Annotated in this window: 16 protein-coding genes and 1 pseudogene; 8 read left to right on the forward strand and 9 right to left on the reverse strand. The window is 61.1% G+C overall.

Translation table 11 applies throughout. The features are described from left to right. Positions 1–246: 246 nt before the first annotated feature. From BSG20_RS16395 to BSG20_RS16420, 6 genes are all read right to left on the reverse strand, one after another. Positions 247–1,845, reverse strand: coding sequence for an MFS transporter (locus BSG20_RS16395; protein ID WP_072378628.1), 1,599 nt, complete (start codon positions 1,843–1,845; stop codon positions 247–249). After that, the gene (locus tag BSG20_RS16400; RefSeq protein ID WP_072378630.1) at positions 1,842–2,273 is read right to left on the reverse strand and encodes a DoxX family protein; all 432 of its coding nucleotides are present in this window, start codon (positions 2,271–2,273) and stop codon (positions 1,842–1,844) included. The genes BSG20_RS16395 and BSG20_RS16400 overlap by 4 nt, the downstream gene beginning before the upstream one ends. A 10-nt stretch (positions 2,274–2,283) precedes the next feature. Next, positions 2,284–4,263 carry an amidohydrolase gene (locus BSG20_RS16405; RefSeq protein WP_072378632.1) on the reverse strand — a complete coding sequence of 660 codons (1,980 nt, stop codon included), beginning with the start codon at positions 4,261–4,263 and terminating at the stop codon, positions 2,284–2,286. After that, entirely contained in the window at positions 4,263–4,538 is a 276-nt protein-coding gene (locus BSG20_RS16410) for a XapX domain-containing protein (RefSeq protein WP_072378634.1), read from the reverse strand. The genes BSG20_RS16405 and BSG20_RS16410 overlap by 1 nt, the downstream gene beginning before the upstream one ends. Before the next feature lie 66 nt (positions 4,539–4,604). Next, positions 4,605–5,294, reverse strand: coding sequence for a hydrolase (locus tag BSG20_RS16415; RefSeq protein ID WP_072378636.1), 690 nt, complete (start codon positions 5,292–5,294; stop codon positions 4,605–4,607). Between the two features lie 153 nt (positions 5,295–5,447). Continuing rightward, positions 5,448–6,380 (reverse strand): VOC family protein, encoded by a 933-nt coding sequence (locus tag BSG20_RS16420; RefSeq protein WP_072378638.1) that lies wholly within the window; start codon positions 6,378–6,380, stop codon positions 5,448–5,450. A gap of 119 nt (positions 6,381–6,499) precedes the next feature. Here BSG20_RS16420 and BSG20_RS16425 point away from each other — a divergent pair, with 119 nt between their 5' ends. The 7 genes and pseudogenes from BSG20_RS16425 (at position 6,500) to BSG20_RS16455 (ending at position 14,811) form a co-directional block, all read left to right on the forward strand. Further along, positions 6,500–7,399 (forward strand): LysR family transcriptional regulator, encoded by a 900-nt coding sequence (locus BSG20_RS16425; RefSeq protein WP_072378640.1) that lies wholly within the window; start codon positions 6,500–6,502, stop codon positions 7,397–7,399. Positions 7,400–7,586: 187 nt separating this feature from the next. Continuing rightward, positions 7,587–8,573 carry a BMP family protein gene (locus tag BSG20_RS16430; RefSeq protein ID WP_072378642.1) on the forward strand — a complete coding sequence of 329 codons (987 nt, stop codon included), beginning with the start codon at positions 7,587–7,589 and terminating at the stop codon, positions 8,571–8,573. A 12-nt stretch (positions 8,574–8,585) separates the two neighbouring features. After that, positions 8,586–10,009, forward strand: a pseudogene (locus BSG20_RS16435) (amidase). Next, entirely contained in the window at positions 10,006–11,532 is a 1,527-nt protein-coding gene (locus tag BSG20_RS16440; protein WP_072378644.1) for an ABC transporter ATP-binding protein, read from the forward strand. Before BSG20_RS16435 ends, BSG20_RS16440 begins: the two are co-directional and overlap by 4 nt. Beyond that, a complete protein-coding gene (locus tag BSG20_RS16445; RefSeq protein WP_072378646.1) occupies positions 11,522–12,571 on the forward strand; it encodes an ABC transporter permease in 1,050 nt (349 codons plus the stop codon). Before BSG20_RS16440 ends, BSG20_RS16445 begins: the two co-directional genes overlap by 11 nt. Continuing rightward, entirely contained in the window at positions 12,568–13,509 is a 942-nt protein-coding gene (locus tag BSG20_RS16450) for an ABC transporter permease (protein WP_072378648.1), read from the forward strand. Before BSG20_RS16445 ends, BSG20_RS16450 begins: the two co-directional genes overlap by 4 nt. 12 nt (positions 13,510–13,521) lie before the next feature. Next, positions 13,522–14,811, forward strand: coding sequence for an amidohydrolase family protein (locus tag BSG20_RS16455; RefSeq protein WP_072378650.1), 1,290 nt, complete (start codon positions 13,522–13,524; stop codon positions 14,809–14,811). A 216-nt stretch (positions 14,812–15,027) separates the two neighbouring features. Here the strand turns inward: BSG20_RS16455 and BSG20_RS38640 are convergent, their stop codons facing one another. From BSG20_RS38640 to BSG20_RS16470, 3 genes are all read right to left on the reverse strand, one after another. Beyond that, a complete protein-coding gene (locus tag BSG20_RS38640) occupies positions 15,028–15,444 on the reverse strand; it encodes a hypothetical protein (protein ID WP_306372246.1) in 417 nt (138 codons plus the stop codon). A 623-nt stretch (positions 15,445–16,067) separates the two neighbouring features. Beyond that, complete coding sequence (locus tag BSG20_RS16465; protein WP_072378652.1) at positions 16,068–16,334, reverse strand: DUF2277 domain-containing protein; 267 nt, start codon at positions 16,332–16,334, stop codon at positions 16,068–16,070. A 473-nt stretch (positions 16,335–16,807) separates the two neighbouring features. After that, entirely contained in the window at positions 16,808–17,107 is a 300-nt protein-coding gene (locus tag BSG20_RS16470) for a helix-turn-helix domain-containing protein (protein WP_244551811.1), read from the reverse strand. 212 nt (positions 17,108–17,319) lie between these two features. Between BSG20_RS16470 and BSG20_RS16475 the strand changes: the two genes are divergently transcribed. Further along, entirely contained in the window at positions 17,320–18,645 is a 1,326-nt protein-coding gene (locus BSG20_RS16475) for an ABC transporter substrate-binding protein (protein ID WP_037120432.1), read from the forward strand. The last annotated feature ends 22 nt before the right edge of the window (positions 18,646–18,667 follow it).

The following is an 18,667-nucleotide window of genomic DNA, read 5'->3' on the forward strand; positions in this document are numbered from 1 at the left end:
GGAACGAATTGGAAGCATGAGGTCCGCAGCGAAAACAGCCCCGGCAAGCAGGGCCTCACGGCGGCTGATTGGGAAAGGTTCTTCGGTCATGTCAGCTCCTGCATGTTTTCGCGGCGTCGCGTACTGTCTATGCAGGGATACTGGACCGAGGAGATTACGCTAACAATTACAATAAAAGTTTCGAGTTAATTGCCAATTCCGCAACAAAAGGGAGGCGGGTGAAAGCCGCCTCCCCGGTCGTTGCGGCTACTCTTCGCTCGGCCGGTTGATGGTCAGGAAATGCCTGACAACCGGCTTTTCGGATCCTGAATGATAGGCCAACACTTGGCCCTGCAGATCGGCGTCGGCATGCGATACCCGCTTGTGCTGCCTGAGGTGTTCCGCCCAGGATTCGACCATGAACCACTCGACGATCTTTTGCGGATCGGCAGAATCTTCCGTCACGCCCCAGCCATAGGCGCCATCACGGCGTCGTTCGTGCGACAGTTCGCCGAGGGCGTGCAGGAATGGGGTACGATGATGCTTCTCGACGTGGTACTCGATCAGGATCAGAACCGGGCCACGGTCATGCGCGACCGGTTCTGCCACGAGTGGCTCCGGCCAATGATTTGACGGTACCAGATCGGCATCGCCCGACGGCAGTTTGATGAAGTGCATGATCACTCCAGCCACGAGCAGTCCACCCGCAGCGATCAGTAACGTGCCCGATACGCCGGCGACTTCGCCGACTGCACCCCAACCGAGGCTGCCGGCTGTCATCGCACCGTTAAAGACGGTCAGATAGACGGCAAGTCCACGCCCACGCACCCAGTTCGGGAGGACCGCCTGGGCGGCACCGTTGAGGGTGGTGAGAGCCGTGATCCAGGCTGCACCGAGGAAGAGCAGTATGACCACTGCCAGCCATTGCGGCGGAGCCAGGGAGAGCGCCGCCATGACCAGCGCCGTGACGAGGGCGGATCCGAGCAGCAGGCCATCAGCATCGAAATGCCGGCGCAGCCTCGGCATGACAAGGGCGCCGCCAATTGCGCCAGTACCGACCGCGCCGAGGAGGATACCATAGAAGCTCGCGTCGCCGCCAAGGAGCTGACGTGCCACCAGCGGAAGCAGCGCCCAGACGGCGCTGGCGAACGCAAAGAAGATCGCAGCCCGTAGCAGGACGACATGGAGAAGCCGGCTGGCGCGGGTGTAGCGCAGTCCTGCCCTGAAGGCACCAAAGAAGCCCTCCGATAAGGCGTCGTCCGCATCCTTGGCCCGCGGCCACCAGATGAGCGCTGCGATGACGAGGGCGTAGCTGGCGACATCCGCACCGTAGGTCACTGCAGCACCAAAGGCTGCAAGCAGCAGGCCACCGGCCGCCGGACCGATGGAGCGTGCGATATTGATGCCCAGCGAATTCAGGGCGACGGCGCTCTTCACATCTTCGCGCGGCACGAGTTCAGGCACGATAGCCTGCCATGTCGGTCCCATGAGGGCGGCACCGATACCGCCCAAGAACGTCAAGCCAATCAGTGCGCTGACCGACAGCATGCCCATGTAAGATAACGCCATTAGCGATACACTGACGGTCGCCAACAGAAGCTGAACCGCGATGAGGAATTTGCGCCGGTCGAGAATGTCGGAGAGGACGCCTGCAGGAATGGCGAGCAGGAAAATCGGCAACGTGCCGGCGGCCTGCACCATCGCGACGGCCGCAGGGGCCGCGGAAAGGTCGGTCATCAACCACGAACTTGCGACGTCGCGCATGAAACTACCGGTATTGCCCAGAACCGTTGCGGCCCACAGAACCGAAAATACGGGCTGGCGGAGCGGTGCGAAGCTATCGCCGGAGGATTTTGTGATGCTCATTTTCCCGCTCCCTTGACGACATCCATTGCCGCGACGATGACGAACGCACCGGCGAGGCCGAGATGTTCGAAGAAGGCATTCATGGCCATGGAACGCTCCATGCCAGACGGCATTTCCCAGAAACGGAGGGCGATGAGGGTCGCAAGAAGCGTGAAGACGGCCAAAGCCAGCGCACCCAGCCAACGCAGGAAGCCGGACAGGATCATGGCAGATGCCGTCAGTTCGAACGCGATGACGACGACCGCGAAGAAGGCTGCCGGATGAAGGCCGAAATGCTCCATCTCTGCGAGTGCACCGGAGAAGTCGAAGAGCTTGGTGAGCGGCCCCTGGATATAGGCCGCGCATAGACCGAGAAGCGCGATAAAACGCGTCACCGGTGACGTGAGCAGCCAACCGAGGCTGCCCTGGGAGCGGGTTTGCGATGTCATGATCCTCTCCTCACACAGCCCAGCAGGCACAGCCGAGCGCACCGAAGAAGCCCTTGAGATCGGCAATCGGCAGCTTCGACGTCCAAGCTCCGGCATGGTCGTGGCCGTGGACGTTGCAGTCGTTGGCGCAGCCGCATGTGGAAATTGCCGTGCGGCGAAGCGAGCGCTTGCCGGCCCCTTCCGGATCACCCCAGGCAGCATAGCCGCCGAATGCACGCACCGGAGACCAATCAGGCATTGCGGGGGGCACATCGCTTTCGTCGTACGTTGCGAAGTCACCTGCCCCATAGACGATCTTGCCGCCGACCATGGTAAGATCGGATGTGAGGAAGGAAATCTCGTCCTCCGCACAGGCGAAGAAATCCTTGTCCGGCACGACGAGATCGGCGAATTGACCCTTTTCGATGCGGCCCTTCTTGCCTTCCTCGTTGGAGAACCAGGTCACGTTTTCCGTCCACATCCGCAGAGCGGTCTCGCGATCCAGGCAATTGGCACGAGGGTACAGGTTCATGCCGCCGACGGTCTTGCCGGTAATCATCCAGGCGAGAGAGACCCATGGATTGTAGGAGGCGACGCGGGTCGCGTCGGTGCCGGCAGAGACCTTGACGCCCTTTTCCAGCATCTTGGCGACCGGCGGCGTGGCTTCCGCAGCTCCCAGACCATAGCGCTCGACGAAATATTCCCCCTGATAGGCCATGCGATGCTGGACTGCGATGCCGCCGCCAAGCGCCGCAATGCGATCGATCGAGCGGTCGGAGATCGTTTCGGCGTGGTCGAAGAACCAGTTCAGGCCTTCGAGCGGGATATCCTGGTTGACCTTTTCGAACACATCGAGGGCGCGCGAGATGGTTTCGTCATAGGTGGCATGCAGCCGCCACGGCCAGCGGTTCTCGGCAAGGATCCGAACCACCTCTTCCATTTCTCCTTCCATTTCCGGTGGCATATCCGGACGCGGCTGGCGGAAATCCTCGAAGTCGGCAGCGGAAAAGACCAGCATTTCGCCGGCGCCGTTGTGTCGGAAGTAGTCATTGCCCTGCTTGTATTTGACCGAGCTCGTCCAGTTGAGAAAGTCTTCCTTCTCGCCTTTCGGCTTCTGGGTGAAAAGGTTGTAGGCAAGCCGCACCGTCATCTGGTTCTCGTCGGCCAGCTTCTGGATGACGGCATAATCATCCGGATAGTTCTGGAAACCACCGCCGGCATCGATCACGCCCGTGACACCGAGACGGTTGAGTTCGCGCATGAAATGGCGGGTCGAGTTGACCTGATACTCGAGAGGCAGCTTCGGTCCCTTGGCGAGCGTGGAATAGAGGATGCCGGCGTTCGGCTTGGCAAGCAGCAGGCCGGTCGGATTGCCGGCTGTGTCGCGCATGATCTCGCCGCCCGGCGGGTTGGGCGTGTCCTTGGTGTACCCGACCGCCCGAACGGCAGCGCCATTCAGAAGCGCGCGATCATAAAGGTGGAGCAGGAAGACGGGCGTATCCGGCGCGATCGCGTTGATTTCTTCGATCGTCGGCAGGCGCTTTTCCGCAAACTGATGCTCGGTAAAGCCGCCAACCACGCGCACCCATTGCGGGGCTGGCGTGATCGCCACCTGGCGCTTGAGCATATCCATGGCATCCGCCAACGAGCGAACGCCGTCCCATCGCAGTTCCATGTTAAAGTTCAGGCCGCCACGGATGACGTGAGTATGGTTGTCGATCAGGCCGGGGAGAACGCGCTTGCCCTTCAGGTCGACGACCTTCGTCTCGGGGCCTTTCAAAGCCATGATCTCCTGATCATCACCGACGGCGAGGAATTTGCCGTCTTTGATGGCAACGGCGCTGGCGGTCGGGTTGGACCGGTCAAGCGTGGTGAACAGACCGCGGTGCAAGATCAGATCAGCGAACATGGAAGACCCTCCAGTTTGGGCGGCAGCCGAAGCGGTGCTCGAGAACAGATTGGGAAAGGCGAGCGCCGAAGCGCCGCCGAGAAATTTGCGTCGCGTCGGCATCAGCTAAGCTTTCCATCGTCGCTCTGACGGGTGGCGCCGCCATTGCCCTTGGGAAGATGGCCGAACATGTGTGGCTTGACCTGATTGAGCCAGGAGACGGCAGCGGGGTCGCGCGCCCAGACGCTTTTTGCCAGTGGCACCAGTTGCTCGCCGACAAGGATGCCGAGCAGGCCGATCAGGGCAACGACAGGTGGGGCGGGCGAACGAACATTGAGCAGGCTGTAAATAACGCCAACCAAAAGACCGGCAGCCAAAGACAGAAGATAGACTCTCATGGGATCCTCGCTTGATGAAGGAAGCCGCTCCGGCAGGATGCGTCCCGCCGGAGGGAATGGAAGTAGTTACTTAGCGGGATTCGGGCCAATCCGCTTGCCGTGCTTGACGCGTTCGGCTCCCTGGTGGACATGGGTGACGGCGTAATCGATGCCCATGCCGTAGGCGCCGGAATGCTCCTTCACCAGGGAAGTGACAGCATCATAGGTTTCCTTGCGGGACCAGTCGCGCTGCCACTCGAGCATGACCTGCTGCCAGGTGACCGGAACGACGCCTGCCTGCACCATGCGGTCCATCGCATACTTGTGTGCATCCAGGGACGTGCCGCCCGATGCATCCGCAACCATGTAAATCTCGTAGTCTGTATCCCGCATGCAGGAGATGGCGAACGTCGTGTTGCATACCTCGGTCCACAATCCCGAGACGACGACCTTCTTTCGGCCGTTTGCGGCGTTCTTGGCAAGTGCGTCGCGGACATTCTGGTCGTCCCACGAGTTCATCGAGGTGCGCTCCAGAATGTCGTTTTCCGGGAAGACGCCAAGCAGTTCGGGAAAGGTGTTGCCCGAGAAGCTATCCGTTTCGACCGTCGTGATCGTGGTCGGGATGTTGAAGATCCTGGCGGCCTTGGCGAGGCCGACGACGTTGTTCTTCAGGGTCTGCCGGTCGATCGACTGGACGCCGAAGGCCATTTGCGGCTGCTGGTCGATGAAGATGAGCTGGCTGTTTTGCGGGGTGAGGACTTCGAGTTTGCTGGACATTGGGTTTCTCCTTCGTGAGTTGATGCCGCTTGTGCGGCGGGCTGGGAAGAACAGTCTCGCCCGATGCGACCTCGGCGTTGCGGGCGTCCGTCTAAGGGGCAAGAAAATGAAAGTGGAGGGCGGCCCCCGTGGCAGTGTGCGTGAGCGGCTCCGCTAGGCTGCCAGTGGAGCGAGGCCTGCTTCGATCCGGTCCCGCAGCGGTTCGTAACGCGCAGGCAGCTTCAGGACCTCGCCGAGATGTGTCGTATCCTCGTCGCGGCTAAAGCCCGGTTCGTTCGTTGCGATTTCGAACAGCACTCCGCCAGGCGTGCGGAAGTAAATCGCAAAGAAGTAATCGCGGTCGATGACCGGTGTGACCTGATAGCCGGTGTCGATGAGTGCCTTGCGCACTTCCAGCTGTTTTTCGCGGTTGTCGACGGCGAACGCGATATGATGCACCGAGCCTGCGCCCTGCCGGGCGAAAGGCGTCTGCGGAAGGGTGGCGAGGTGAATCGTATCGGCACCATTTCCGCCAGGGATGACGAAACGCGTGACATCACCTTCGGTCTCTGTGCGCTGATAGCCCATGAAGCCCAAGAGCTCTTCGGTTGCGGCCGTGTCATGCAGGTTGAGACCTGCGCCGGCAAAGCCACGGATCGCTGCATCCTCCGGTACGCCCGCTCCGGTCCAGGGCGTACGAGCATCGTTCGCCGTCTCAATCAGCGCGAACGCGTCTCCATCGGGCCCATCGAAGCGTAGACGGTTAGCGCCGAACACCGTATCGGTTTGCATACCGCCGACATCGTTGGCGACGAACCGATCCTTCCAGAACGATAGCGAGCCCTTTGGGATCGAGAACTGGGTTTCGCCAACCTCGCCGACGCCCCGCCGGCCCCGCATCATGTGCGGAAAAGGGAAGTACGTCATTACGGTGCCGGCGGTGCCGCTCTCGTCGCCGTAGTAGAGATGATAGATGCTCGGCTCGTCGAAATTGACCGTCTTCTTGACCCGGCGCAACCCCAGCGTATCGGTAAAAAATTTATTGTTCTGCCGGGCATCCGACGCCATGGAGGTGATGTGATGCAGTCCCTTGATATCCTTGATCATGGCCGTCCCCTTCTGCGTTGGCGCTTGTTTGTGTCGATGGAGAAGGTTTAGCTGGATTGATTGCGCCTCGGAATTGCAATATTAATATCGAATGAATTGCGATTTTTGAAATAATATCGATGAACGATTACAAGGTACTCAAAACTTTTCTCCTCGCCGCAGAAAAGCGGAACTTCGCGCAGGTGGCACGCGAACTCGACATGACGCCGGCCGCGGTAACGCGCGCCATAGCTGCCCTGGAAAACGATCTCGGCGTCCAGCTGTTCGTTCGCACGACCCGGCAGGTATCCTTGACGACTGACGGTGCCGTTTTCGCCGCACAGATCCAGCCGGCAGTCACGGCGCTCGAAAACGCCCGGCGGGACGTGATAAACGCGCACAAGGCGGATCAGGGACGCCTCAGGATCAGCGCGCCGACATGGCTCGGCAAAACCGTCCTTCCCCCCATCCTTTCTGGCTTCCGCGAGCTCTATCCAAAAATGTGCTTCGAGATCTCATTGTCCGATGGCCTCGTGAACATCGTTGACGACGACTACGATCTCGCAATCCGGATATCGTCCGCACCATCCGACAAGTTCACGATCTGGCGTAAAATCGCTGTCGTGCGGCGCATCCTTGTAGCAGCGCCTGGAAGCCGGTTCGCCGGTATGGAGCATCCAAGTGAACTGACGCCCGACGACTGCCTGGCCTACAGTGGTGAGAGCCGTCGCGAAAACTGGATTCTGTCCGATGGTGGGGGCAGCGTAACAGTATCGGCTGGCCGCGCCTTCAGCGCCAATAGCGGTGAAGTCCTTTCCGACATGGCAGCAGATGGACTTGGCGTTGCAATGCTGCCTGGTTTTCACGTGGCGGAACATCTGCAAACCGGCAAGCTCATCCGTGTCCTGAAGGAGTGGTCTCCGCCAGACCTATGGCTCACGCTCTACTACCCGCCCTACCAGGCACTGCCACCGCGCATCGCATCGTTCTCGAAATTCTTCGAAGAGCAAGTGCCAGCATACATGGTCACACTCGATTGAGATTGGCTATGGTTGTCGGCCATGACGAAGCCGGCCTGCCCCTGCCCGGAAGCACTGGCAATTCGGGCTAACGTCACGACCGCCCGGCAAGGCAGCGATGCACATTTTCTGAACCCGGCGATCGCTTGACACTTTTTTAGCCCCTCCATATGGTTTTGAACCAAATGGTAAAAAAAGGGGAACAATCATGACCAAAGATCTGCTTATGTCGCGTCGTGCGATTATCGCTTCGGGCATTGCCCTTGGCGTGAGCGGCCTGGCGCCGCTGGCACGCGCAGCCGCACCGCTGAAAGTGGCCGGCATCCATGCATCGCCCGTCGAGAATGCCTGGAATTCCTGTCTTCACAAGGCCTTGCAGGACGCTGCCAAGGAAGGCGTAATCGAATATGTGTTCTCAGAAGGCGTCTCTGGCACCGACTATCCGCGCGCCATGCGCGAATATGCCGAGCAGGGCAACAAACTGATCATCGGCGAGGCCTATGCGGTCGAGAAGGAAGCCCGACAGGTGGCGGCCGACTACCCCGATACCGCCTTCGTGCTGGGATCAAGCGGCAAGGAGGAAGGCAGCAATTTTGGCGTGTTCGGCACCTGGAACTATGACGGTGCCTATCTCGCCGGGATGCTGGCGGGCAAGATGACCAAGTCCAACGTCGTGGGCTCCGTCGGCGCCATGCCGATCCCAGAAGTCAACATGCTGATCAATGCCTTCGCGGAGGGCGTCAAGTCCGTCAATCCCGACTGTAAGCACCTCGTCGCTTTCATTGGCACCTTCTTCGACCCGCCGAAGGCACGCGAAGCAGGCCTAGCCCAGATCGACGCCGGCGCTGACATCCTGTTCGGCGAACGCATCGGCACTGCCGACGCCGCCAAGGAGCGCAAGATCAAGGCCGTCGGTTCACTGATCGACTATACGCCGCGCTACCCCGACACCGTCTTCGCCAACGCGCTCTGGGGCTTCCGGCCGATCCTTAACGCGGCGATCGCCGACGTTGCGGCCGGCAAGCCCGTCGGCCGAAACTACACAGCCTATGGCCTGATGAAGGAAGGTGGCAGCGACATCGTCTTCGTGAAGGGAGTGGCGCCGGCAGAGGCGGAAGCGGCGATGGAAGCCAAGCGCGCCGACATCAAGGCTGGAAAGTTCGAGGTGCCGCAGAACATGGAACAGCCGAAGTAATTCGGCTCGATCATGCCCCGCAAGCCGCCAGCAGACGCCACCGACGTGGCGGAGATGATCCGTTTCGGACAGTTGACTGCAGCGGAAGCGATGCAGTCTTCCCTCGCCGCCGCCGCGCGGCGTTCCGGCCTGGGCGCGATTGCCCATCTCGATGAGGAGATGGGGATGGCCGCGGCCCGTGCAGCCGACGACGAACGTTTGGCTGCGCCCCGGCGCTTTTCCGCTCGACCGTTCGGCGGTGTGCCGACGCTGGCGAAGGATCTTGGTGGCCCGTTCGCCGGTCTGCCGGTGACAGGCGGATCGCGCCTTTTCCAGCGGCGGGGCGGGAAGGCCGACTCCGAGCTTGCGGCCCGGTTCCGCGCCGCGGGCTTTTGCATGTTCGGCCTGACGACCAGCCCCGAATTTGGCTTGTCGCTGGCAAGCGAACCGGCGATCGGCCCCATCTGCCGAAATCCGAATGACCCGACCCGCACCGCCGGAGGTTCCTCGGGTGGTGCGGCCGCAGCCGTCGCGGCCGGCATCGTCGCGATTGCACACGCCACGGACGCTGGTGGCTCAATCCGGGTTCCGGCCGCCTGTTGCGGCCTTGTCGGGCTAAAACCCAGCCGCGGTGCCATGCCGGCCGGTCCCTCTTTCGGCAATCATCTGGGCGGCATCGCCAGCGAACTCGTCGTCACACGCTCGGCGCGGGATACAGCACGCGCCCTGGAATCATTGAGCGGCAATGCCCGCGGCCCCTTTCCCGACGTCGGCATGCATGCGCACCGACACCGCCCGCTCAGGATCGGCCTCCTCGCGGATACCGGCGCGCGCTGGCCGACCGGGGCCGACCGGCTCGAAGCTGTCGAGGCCGTGGCTATCACCCTTGAGAAGGAAGGTCACCGGATCGTTCGGCTCGACTGGAGCGATATCGAGACCACGGTGGAAGCGAGCGCGCGTGCCTTCTCGGATATCGTCGCCGTCAACCTGGCCAGGTTCGTCGAAGACCTTAATCTCGACATCGGCATGGCCGAACCCATGACGCAGGCGGTCGCCGCCTATGGCGGGCCATGCCCGCGACCGCGCTCTGGGCATCGCTGAACGAGGCAGTCCTCGTCAGCCATCATATGTGGATGCTGTTCGAAACGGTCGATTGCATCCTATCGCCAATGCTGTCCTCGGCGCCGCTTGCGATCGGCTCGTTTCCGTCCGATCATGGCGACATGAAGCAGCATTTCGAACGCATGACGGCCTTCGCGCCGCTTGCGTCACTCGCCAATGTCTCGGGGTTTCCTGCCTTGACCCTTCCATTCGGAACAGACGCCGCCGGCCTGCCCCTGCCAATTCAACTCATGGCGCCGATCGGCCGTGAACCGCTATTGCTCTCGCTTGCTACGTGCCTCGAAGCTGAAGAACGCTGGCAGCATCGCTTCCCGATTGCGGATTTTGCAGCATGACGCCGGTGCTGGAAATTTCCGGCGTTTCCAAGCGCTTCGGCGACAACCTCGCCAATGATGATATTTCGCTTTTGCTCAACGAGGGCGAGATTGTGGCGCTTCTAGGCGAGAACGGTGCCGGCAAGACGACGCTGATGAGTATTCTCTTCGGCCATTACGTCGCGGATGCCGGGCACATTCTCATCCATGGCCGCGAACTGCCGCCCGGCAAGCCCCGGGAAGCGATCCGCGCCGGCGTCGGCATGGTTCACCAGCATTTCTCGCTGGCGCCGAATCTGACGGTGCTCGAAAACATCATGACCGGCACGCAAAAGCTCTGGGCGTGGCGCTCCGAAACAAGCGCTGCACGCAAGAAGCTGCTCGCAATTTCCGACCGCTTCGGCCTCAAGGTCTCTCCGGACGCGCGCCTTGGCGATCTCTCGGTCGGCGAGCAGCAGCGCGTCGAAATCCTGAAAGCGCTCTTCAACGACGCCCGCATCCTGATCCTCGACGAGCCGACCGCGGTCCTGACCAATATCGAGGCGGAGCGGCTGTTTTCGACACTCAAGGAAATGGCACGGCATGGTCTGTCGGTGATCTTCATATCCCACAAGCTGGACGAGGTCATGGCGGCAGCCGACCGCATCGTCGTGCTGCGCGGCGGCAAGATGGTGGCCGAGCGCCGCGCCTCAGAAACCAGCAAGGCGGAACTTGCCGAACTGATGGTCGGCCGCCGGGTCAGCCGGCCGGTGCGTGAGCCTTCGACGCCGGGCGCCGTCGTACTGGAAGCCGCTGGCATCTCGGTTAGGATCGGCGGCGTCGACAGACTGAAGAATACAAGCTTCCGTCTCCGGGAAGGTGAGGTGCTCGGCATCATCGGCGTCTCCGGCAATGGCCAGGCGGCTTTGGCCGCGCTGCTGTCCGGCACGCAGTCGCGCACGGCCGGCGATCTCATCCTGTTTGGCCAACCCGTCGGCAATCTCGTTGTCGCCGATATCGTGGCGGCGCATATCGGCCGCATTCCCGAGGACCGAAACAGGGAAGGCGCGATAGGCGAAATGGCGATCTGGGAGAATACCGTGCTCGAACGCCTTTCCACCTTTTCCAGCCGTGGACTGGTGGACCGCAAGGCAGGCATCGCCTTCGCCCGCGAGATTATCGACGCATTCGACGTGCGCGGCGGCAATCCGCAGAACCGCACCCGGCTTCTTTCCGGCGGCAACATGCAGAAGCTCATCCTCGGCCGCAATCTTCACCAGCGCCCGCGCATATTGATCGCAGCGCAGCCGGCGCGCGGCCTCGACGAGGGCGCGGTCGCCGCGGTCCACACGCGAATCCTTAAAGCCCGCCGCCAGGGTACGGCCGTGCTTTTGATCTCCGAGGATCTCGATGAGGTGATCGCGCTTGCGGACCGCATCCAGGCCATCGTCGGCGGTCGGCTTTCTCCGCCGGTCGATGCGCAACATGTCGATGCGCGCCGGCTTGGCCTGATGATGGCGGGCGACTGGAGCGATACGACAGGGGAGGCCGAAGATGCGATTTGAGCGTCGCGAGCATCGGCCGTTCTACCTTCTTGTCGGCACGCCGATCATCGCCGTCGCCGCGGCACTCGCGCTTTCTGGCATCCTGATCTCCATTGCCGGCGGGCCGGTCTTCGAAGCCTATCGGCGCATCCTCACCGGCGCGTTCGGCTCGCGTCTCTCGGCGACTGAGACCCTAACCCGGGCGACACCGCTAATTCTCACCGGGCTTGCCGCCGCCGTCGCATTCCGGGCGAGGCTCTGGAATATCGGCGCGGAGGGCCAGTTCTATATCGGCGCGATCGCGGTTGCCGCGTGCGGCTCGAAACTGCTGGCGGCCCTTCCCGGCCCCATCCTCATTCCGGTCCTGCTGGTGATCGGCGCGGTCGCCGGCATGGTGCTGATCCTGATCCCGCTCTGGCTCAGGCTCCGCTTCTCGGTCGATGAAGTGGTGACCAGCCTGCTCATGAACTTCATCGCGCTGCTTTTCGTCTCGATGCTGATTAATGGCGTGCTGAAGGACCCGATGGCCTTCGGCTGGCCGCAGTCCCAATCCGTCGTCGACCACGCCATGCTGCCCAAGCTGATCGCCCGCTCGCGACTGCATATCGGCTTCGCGATCGCGATCGTGCTTGCTGTCATCGTTCATTTCCTGCAGGCGAGGACAGTCTTCGGCATGCAGTCGCGCGCTGCCGGCCTCAATCCCCAAGGTGCCGTGTTCGCGGGCGTGCCCCTGGCGCTCACGCTGGTCAAAGTGGCCTGCCTTTCCGGCGGGCTTGCCGGCCTCGCCGGCGCGATCGAGGTCATGGGCGTCAAAGGCTACGTCACCACTGATCTGTCCCCCGGCTTCGGCTATTCCGGCATTGTCGTCGCCATGCTCGCCAATCTCAACCCGCTCGGTGTCGTGCTCACGGCACTCTTCACCGCCACCATGTTCGTCGGCGCGGACGGCATGAGCCGCAGCCTCGGCATCCCGACCTATATCGCCGATGTAACGGTGGCGCTGTCACTGCTCACCATGCTGGTGGCGCTGTTTTTCACCCAATACAGGATCCGCCGATGAACGCGATCGTCGACATCCTCACCTCGGCCGGCCTCTGGGCGGCGATCCTGCGGATCGCGACACCTTTGGTATTCGGCACCTTGGGCGCGCTGCTTTGCGAACGCGCCGGGGTGCTCAACCTCGGCATCGAGGGCATCATGACCTTTGGCGCGATGATCGGATGGCTAGCAGTCTATCACGGGGCCGATCTCTGGACCGGTCTTCTGGTGGCGGCCATCGCAGGCATGGTATTTGGCCTGTTGCATTCCGCCCTGACGGTCACGCTCGGCCTTTCACAGCACGTCTCGGGTCTGGGCGTGACACTGTTCGCATCGAGCTTCAGCTACTATCTCTTCCGCCTGATCGTGCCGGTCGCGGGCACGCCGCCGACGATTGTGCCCTTTCAGCCGATCAACATACCCGTCCTATCCACTCTTCCCTTCGTTGGCCCCGCCTTCTTCACGCAGACGGCGCCAACCTATCTTGCCATCGTCATGGCGCTGCTGCTTGCCTATGTCGTCTTCCACACACCGCTGGGCCTTGCGATCCGCATGACCGGCGAGAACCCGCATGCGGCAGAAGCGCAGGGCGTCAATCCGATGCGGATACGCTATGGCGCGGTGATCGTCGGCAGTGCGCTGATGGGCATGGGCGGTGCCTTCCTCACGCTTTCAGCCTTCAACAGCTTCTTCCCGACGATGGTACAGGGGCGCGGCTGGATCTGCATCGCGCTTGTCGTCTTTTCATCGTGGAGGCCGGGGCGTGCCCTGTTCGGGGCTTTGCTCTTCGCCTTCTTCGACGCCTTCCAGCTGCGCTTGCAGACTGTGGTGCAGGGCATACCATACCAGATTTTTCTGATGACCCCCTATGTACTTTCGATCGCGGCGCTCGCCGCCATGGCGCGGCGCGCCCGCGTGCCACAGGCGCTGATGCAATCCTATCGCCGTGGCGAACGATAACGAGGAGATCCCATGTTCGACCTGATCATCCGAAACGCCAACCTTCCCGACGGCCGCACCGGCGTCGACATCGCCGTAGAGGGAACAAAGATTGCCGCCGTCGAACCCCAGATTGGCGCCCTTGCGAGAACGGAAATAGATGCGACCGGCCGGCTGGTAACGCCGCCCTTCGTCGATCCTCATTTCCATATGGACGCGACACTGTCGCTCGGCCTGCCGCGAATGAATGTCTCCGGCACGCTCCTGGAGGGCATCTCGCTCTGGGGTGAGCTTCGGCCGCTCTTGACGAAGGAGGCGTTGGTCGAGCGAGCCCTGCGCTATTGCGACCTTGCCGTCAGCCAAGGCCTGCTGTTCATCCGCAGTCATGTCGATACGTCTGATCCGCGCCTGGTGACGGTCGAGGCGATGATCGAGGTCCGTGAGAAGGTGAAGCCCTATATCGATCTGCAGCTCGTCGCCTTCCCGCAGGATGGCTACTACCGCTCCGAAAACGGCGTTGCGTCGCTCAACCGCGCGCTCGACATGGGCATCGACATCGTCGGCGGGATCCCGCATTTCGAACGGACGATGGACGACGGACGTGCCTCGGTGGAAGCGCTCTGCAGGATCGCCGCCGATCGCGGCCTGCCAGTCGACATGCATTGCGACGAGACCGACGACCCCATGTCGCGGCACATTGAGGTGCTGGCCGCCCAGACGGTGCGTTTTGGCCTGCAGGGCCGCGTCGCCGGCTCCCATCTTACCTCGATGCATTCAATGGACAACTACTACGTCTCGAAGCTAATCCCCCTGATGGCCGAGGCGAAGATCAACGTCATCCCCAACCCGCTGATCAACATCATGCTGCAGGGCCGGCATGACAGCTATCCGAAGCGGCGCGGCCTCACCCGCGTGCGCGAGCTGATGGATGCCGGCCTCAACGTCTCTTTCGGCCACGACTGCGTCATGGACCCCTGGTATTCGATGGGGTCGGGCGACATGCTGGAAGTCGGCCACATGGCGATCCATGTGGCGCAGATGGCCGGGCTCGAAGACAAGAAGAAGATCTTCGATGCCATCACCGTCAATTCGGCTAAGACAATGGGCCTCGAAGGCTACGGCCTTGAGAAGGGGTGCAACGCCGACTTTGTAATCCTGCAGGCTGCTGACCCGCTTGAGGCGCTGCGGCTAAAGCCGACGCGGCTTGGCGTCATCCGCCGCGGCAAGGTCATCGCCCGCTCCATGCCACGCATCGCCGAGCTCTCCCTCGATGGCCGCCCCGAGCTGATCGATAGCGGGCGGGATTACGTGCCCTTAGGCTGAACCGGGTGTCGCCGCGTTACACCGCCATCAAGCGCGTCGGGATTGCCAGCGGCACATGAATCTTTAGCCGAACGCTGGCTTAAGATCGAGAAGGACGTCTGTAGCATCCGCCTAAACCACGCGGTGTCTAGTGAAGCGTGATGTGTTTAGGACCATGCTAGGATTGCCAAAGAATGAGCTATAGGGAAATTGCATGGCTGCTATTCAGGGCCAACCTCAGGGCCTCTTAAAGGGTCCCTCTTCATTCGCATTACGGTTCAGCCGCTCGATCAACTCCTCAGCCTCCTCTTCGGACAGCATGTCCATGACGATCCCATCGATAACGAGCGGCTGTCCAGTTGTCGCATCGACTACCGTCCAGTAGACGTTCAGGTTCTTGCGACGGCTATACCGCTCGGTTGCCATGAGACGTGCCTTTGGGTGCTGTGGCGCGGTCTTTGCCTTCCTAGTCCCCTTCCTCTTCTTCATCCCCTTCTCTTGGGCGTTAAGGATAAATTCAAGGTTGCTAGCGGTATCGTGGGGTAACCGATCGAGAACCGCTCCGTTCGCTTCCGCCGCCTTTCCTTCGCGGTAGTCTACGACACGCCATGTGCTATCAGAGTTCTCCTCTAAACCGTACCGCTTGTAGGGCATTGGTCACCGTAGGTTATTTTAGATATACCTGAAACGCAGACCCCGAATGTTTTGTTGCAAATTCATCTGACAGCCATCCAATATGCGGGCACGCGCGCCGCCACGGTATCCCCTTCTGCACCATTACAGGCAGCGGCAGCGCTGCATCATTGCCGCTCGTTGAACGCCATCAGGCTCGGCCTCAGAGCGTGGCAGCCGTGCGATGGAGGTGACAGAGCAATGCTTGCCCCGGGCTGCGCGGGCGGCTCTCCTGCCATGGTCCCATCCACTTTGAGGCGGCTAGACTGACGGCGGATGTCGCCAGGCAGGCCACGCATTGCGTCAGGTCGTCGCCACCTTGTCCACCCAAACGCCACTATTTCGCGAGGGCCAATCAAACTCCATGCGCCATCACATCGACGGCAAACCAGTAGAACCAATTTCCGACAGCTGACCGTCGCGTTGCGCAACGACGCTTTCTCAGCCTGAAAAGAAGTAACGATGAAATGGCGCCTCTCACGGGGAGCCGGCCCAATCCCTCAGCTCCCCCGAGCAAGCTGAGCAGATCCGAGCAGCTCTTCTCGAACGAGATAAGCGGGCCCGATCTCCGAACCCAGCTGGACGCGGCTCGACCGTCGGCACAATCACGCGAACCGGGTCAGAGTGCGCGCGCGCGCTTTTGCGGCTTCTTCCTCGCGGTTGTGCGGCGGTTGTGAAGTCTCGAGTGAATCGAGCAACTCGCGCGCGCATGCCGCGATCGAACCGACCGCGCGGTCGAACGCCGCCTCATTGCGTTTCGACGGTTTCGTCGTTCCGCTCAGCTTTCGCACGAACTGCAACGCAGCGTCCTGGATTTCCTGGTCCGTCGCGGGCGGATCGAAATTGAACAGCGTCCTTATGTTTCGGCACATGACTTGCTCCCAGTGATCTTCATTTCCTTCGCACCTTGAGGGCGGGGCGGTGGCTTAGCGGGCGCCAAGAGGTTCGAGGTGCTCGTGTATGTTCTGTCGGGCCGCCGCTTCCTGTGCGCCAACTGCATGCTGCCAATGGCGGAAGATGCGTTAAACGCCTAAAATAGCGAGTCAGAAGGTATAAGTCATCCTAGCGCCCATCGATCCAGGCATTGAGTGCATAACACGCCATGGCGATAGCGGCACCGTGAAGGGTGACTTCTACCGCGCGGCGCCGGAATCAATCCATTCCTCTCACCGCTTAAACGTCGATCCTGTAGACGCAATCCGTTCCGTGACATCCAAGGCCCGGTAACAGCCGTCACCTTTTCCTGGTGTGTCGAGCGTCAGGGCCTGACTGCAGGCAGGATCGCCGCCGTCTGATACGGCAAACGCTGCGCGCGCCTCTCCGCCCCCGATAAGCTGTTTAGTCTTCAGTGAGCAGCTTTCCAGACAGAATGGTCGCTATCGACAGCGTCACGCTTGGCTAACAGCGCCCGCAATACCGCTTCAGGTTCCCGCTCCATGATCCGAAGCAAGGTGCGCGCGGCGCCGGACGGTTGCCTCGATCCCTGCTCCCATTTCTCATACCCAGACGCGCTCGTTCCCAGCACGGTCGCCATCTCGTCCTGGGTCAGGTCGCGTTTCTTATGGATTGCTTTCGCATCGACCGTGCCAAGATCAATCGCGTTTATGCGAATGCCCGGCAGGTCCGTCCCCTGGGAATGAGCCAACGCCTCAGACATAGCCTGACGAGCAGACGATGAGCGCACGCCATATACCTCGTGTGCAGCGCAGCAACGATTGCCCCTTGCAATGTTTAGAAAAATATCTATCACTAAACAAATTGCTAAACATGAGGGTTGAGGAGTTCATGTAGGCATTCTCTGAAACGGGTGAACTTGCACGGTCGGCAGGAGCCGGCCTTTGGTTCTGGGAGGAACGTATGCAAACGAAATCGAAAGCCCTTCTCGGGCTGGCCTCGGCATTCATCATATCATCAGCGCTGCCCAATCTCGCAAAAGCTGACCAACTGACGCTCTGCTGGGCGGCCTGGGACCCGGCGAACGCACTTGTCGAACTTTCCAAGGATTTCACCGCCAAGACCGGCACGGAAATGAAGTTCGAGTTCGTGCCCTGGACGAGCTACGCGGATCGCTTCCTCAATGAACTGAACTCCCACGGAAAACTCTGCGACCTGATCATCGGCGACAGCCAGTGGATCGGCGGCTCGGCGGAAAACGGCCACTACGTCAAGCTCAACGACTTCTTCGACAAGGAAGGCATCAAGATGGATGACTTCGTGCCGGCGACGGTCGTTGGCTACTCGGAATGGCCGAAGAACACGCCGAACTACTGGGCGCTGCCTGCCATGGGCGACGTGGTCGGCTGGACCTACCGCAAGGACTGGTTCGAAAAGCCGGAACTGAAAAAGGAATTCAAGGAAAAGTATGGCCGGGATCTCGCGGCCCCGAAGACCTACGACGAGCTGAAGCAGATTGCCGAGTTCTTCCAGAAGCGCGAGATCGACGGCAAGACCGTCTACGGCGCTTCGATCTATACCGAGCGCGGCTCCGAAGGCATCACCATGGGCGTGACGAACGTGCTCTACGACTGGGGCTTCCAGTACGACAACCCGGATAAGCCCTATGAAATGGAAGGCTTTGTCAACTCGCCGGATGCGGTCAAGGGCCTGGAATTCTACAAGGCTCTCTATGATTGCTGCACCCCACCCGGCAGTTCGAACGTCTACATGGTCGAATCCGCCGATGCCTTCAAATCCGGCCAGGTCGCGATGCAGATGAACTTCGCCTTCACGTGGCCCGGCCTCTACAAGGACGAGAAGGTCGGCGGCGACAGGATAGGTTTCTTCCCCAATCCTGCTGAAAAGAAGCATTTCGCTCAGCTTGGCGGACAGGGCATCTCAGTCGTCTCCTATTCCGACAAGAAGGATGCCGCTCTGCAGTACATCAAGTGGTTCGCCCAGCCCGAAGTCCAAGCCAAATGGTGGCAACTGGGTGGCTACTCGTGCCTGAAATCAGTTGTCAATGCGCCTGACTTTGCCTCCAGCCAACCCTACGCCCAAGCGTTTTTGGACTCGATGGCTATCGTCAAGGACTTCTGGGCCGAGCCGAGCTACGCAACCCTCCTCCAGGATATGCAGAAGCGCGTTCACAACTATGTCGTGGCCGGCAACGGCACCGCCCAGGAAGCGCTTGATGGCCTGGTGAAGGACTGGACGGAAGTCTTCAAGGACGACGGCAAGATCTAGTGTCCACCTGGACGCGCAATCT

The sequence above is a fragment of the Rhizobium tibeticum genome (genome assembly GCF_900110205.1).
Lineage (GTDB): Bacteria > Pseudomonadota > Alphaproteobacteria > Rhizobiales > Rhizobiaceae > Rhizobium > Rhizobium tibeticum.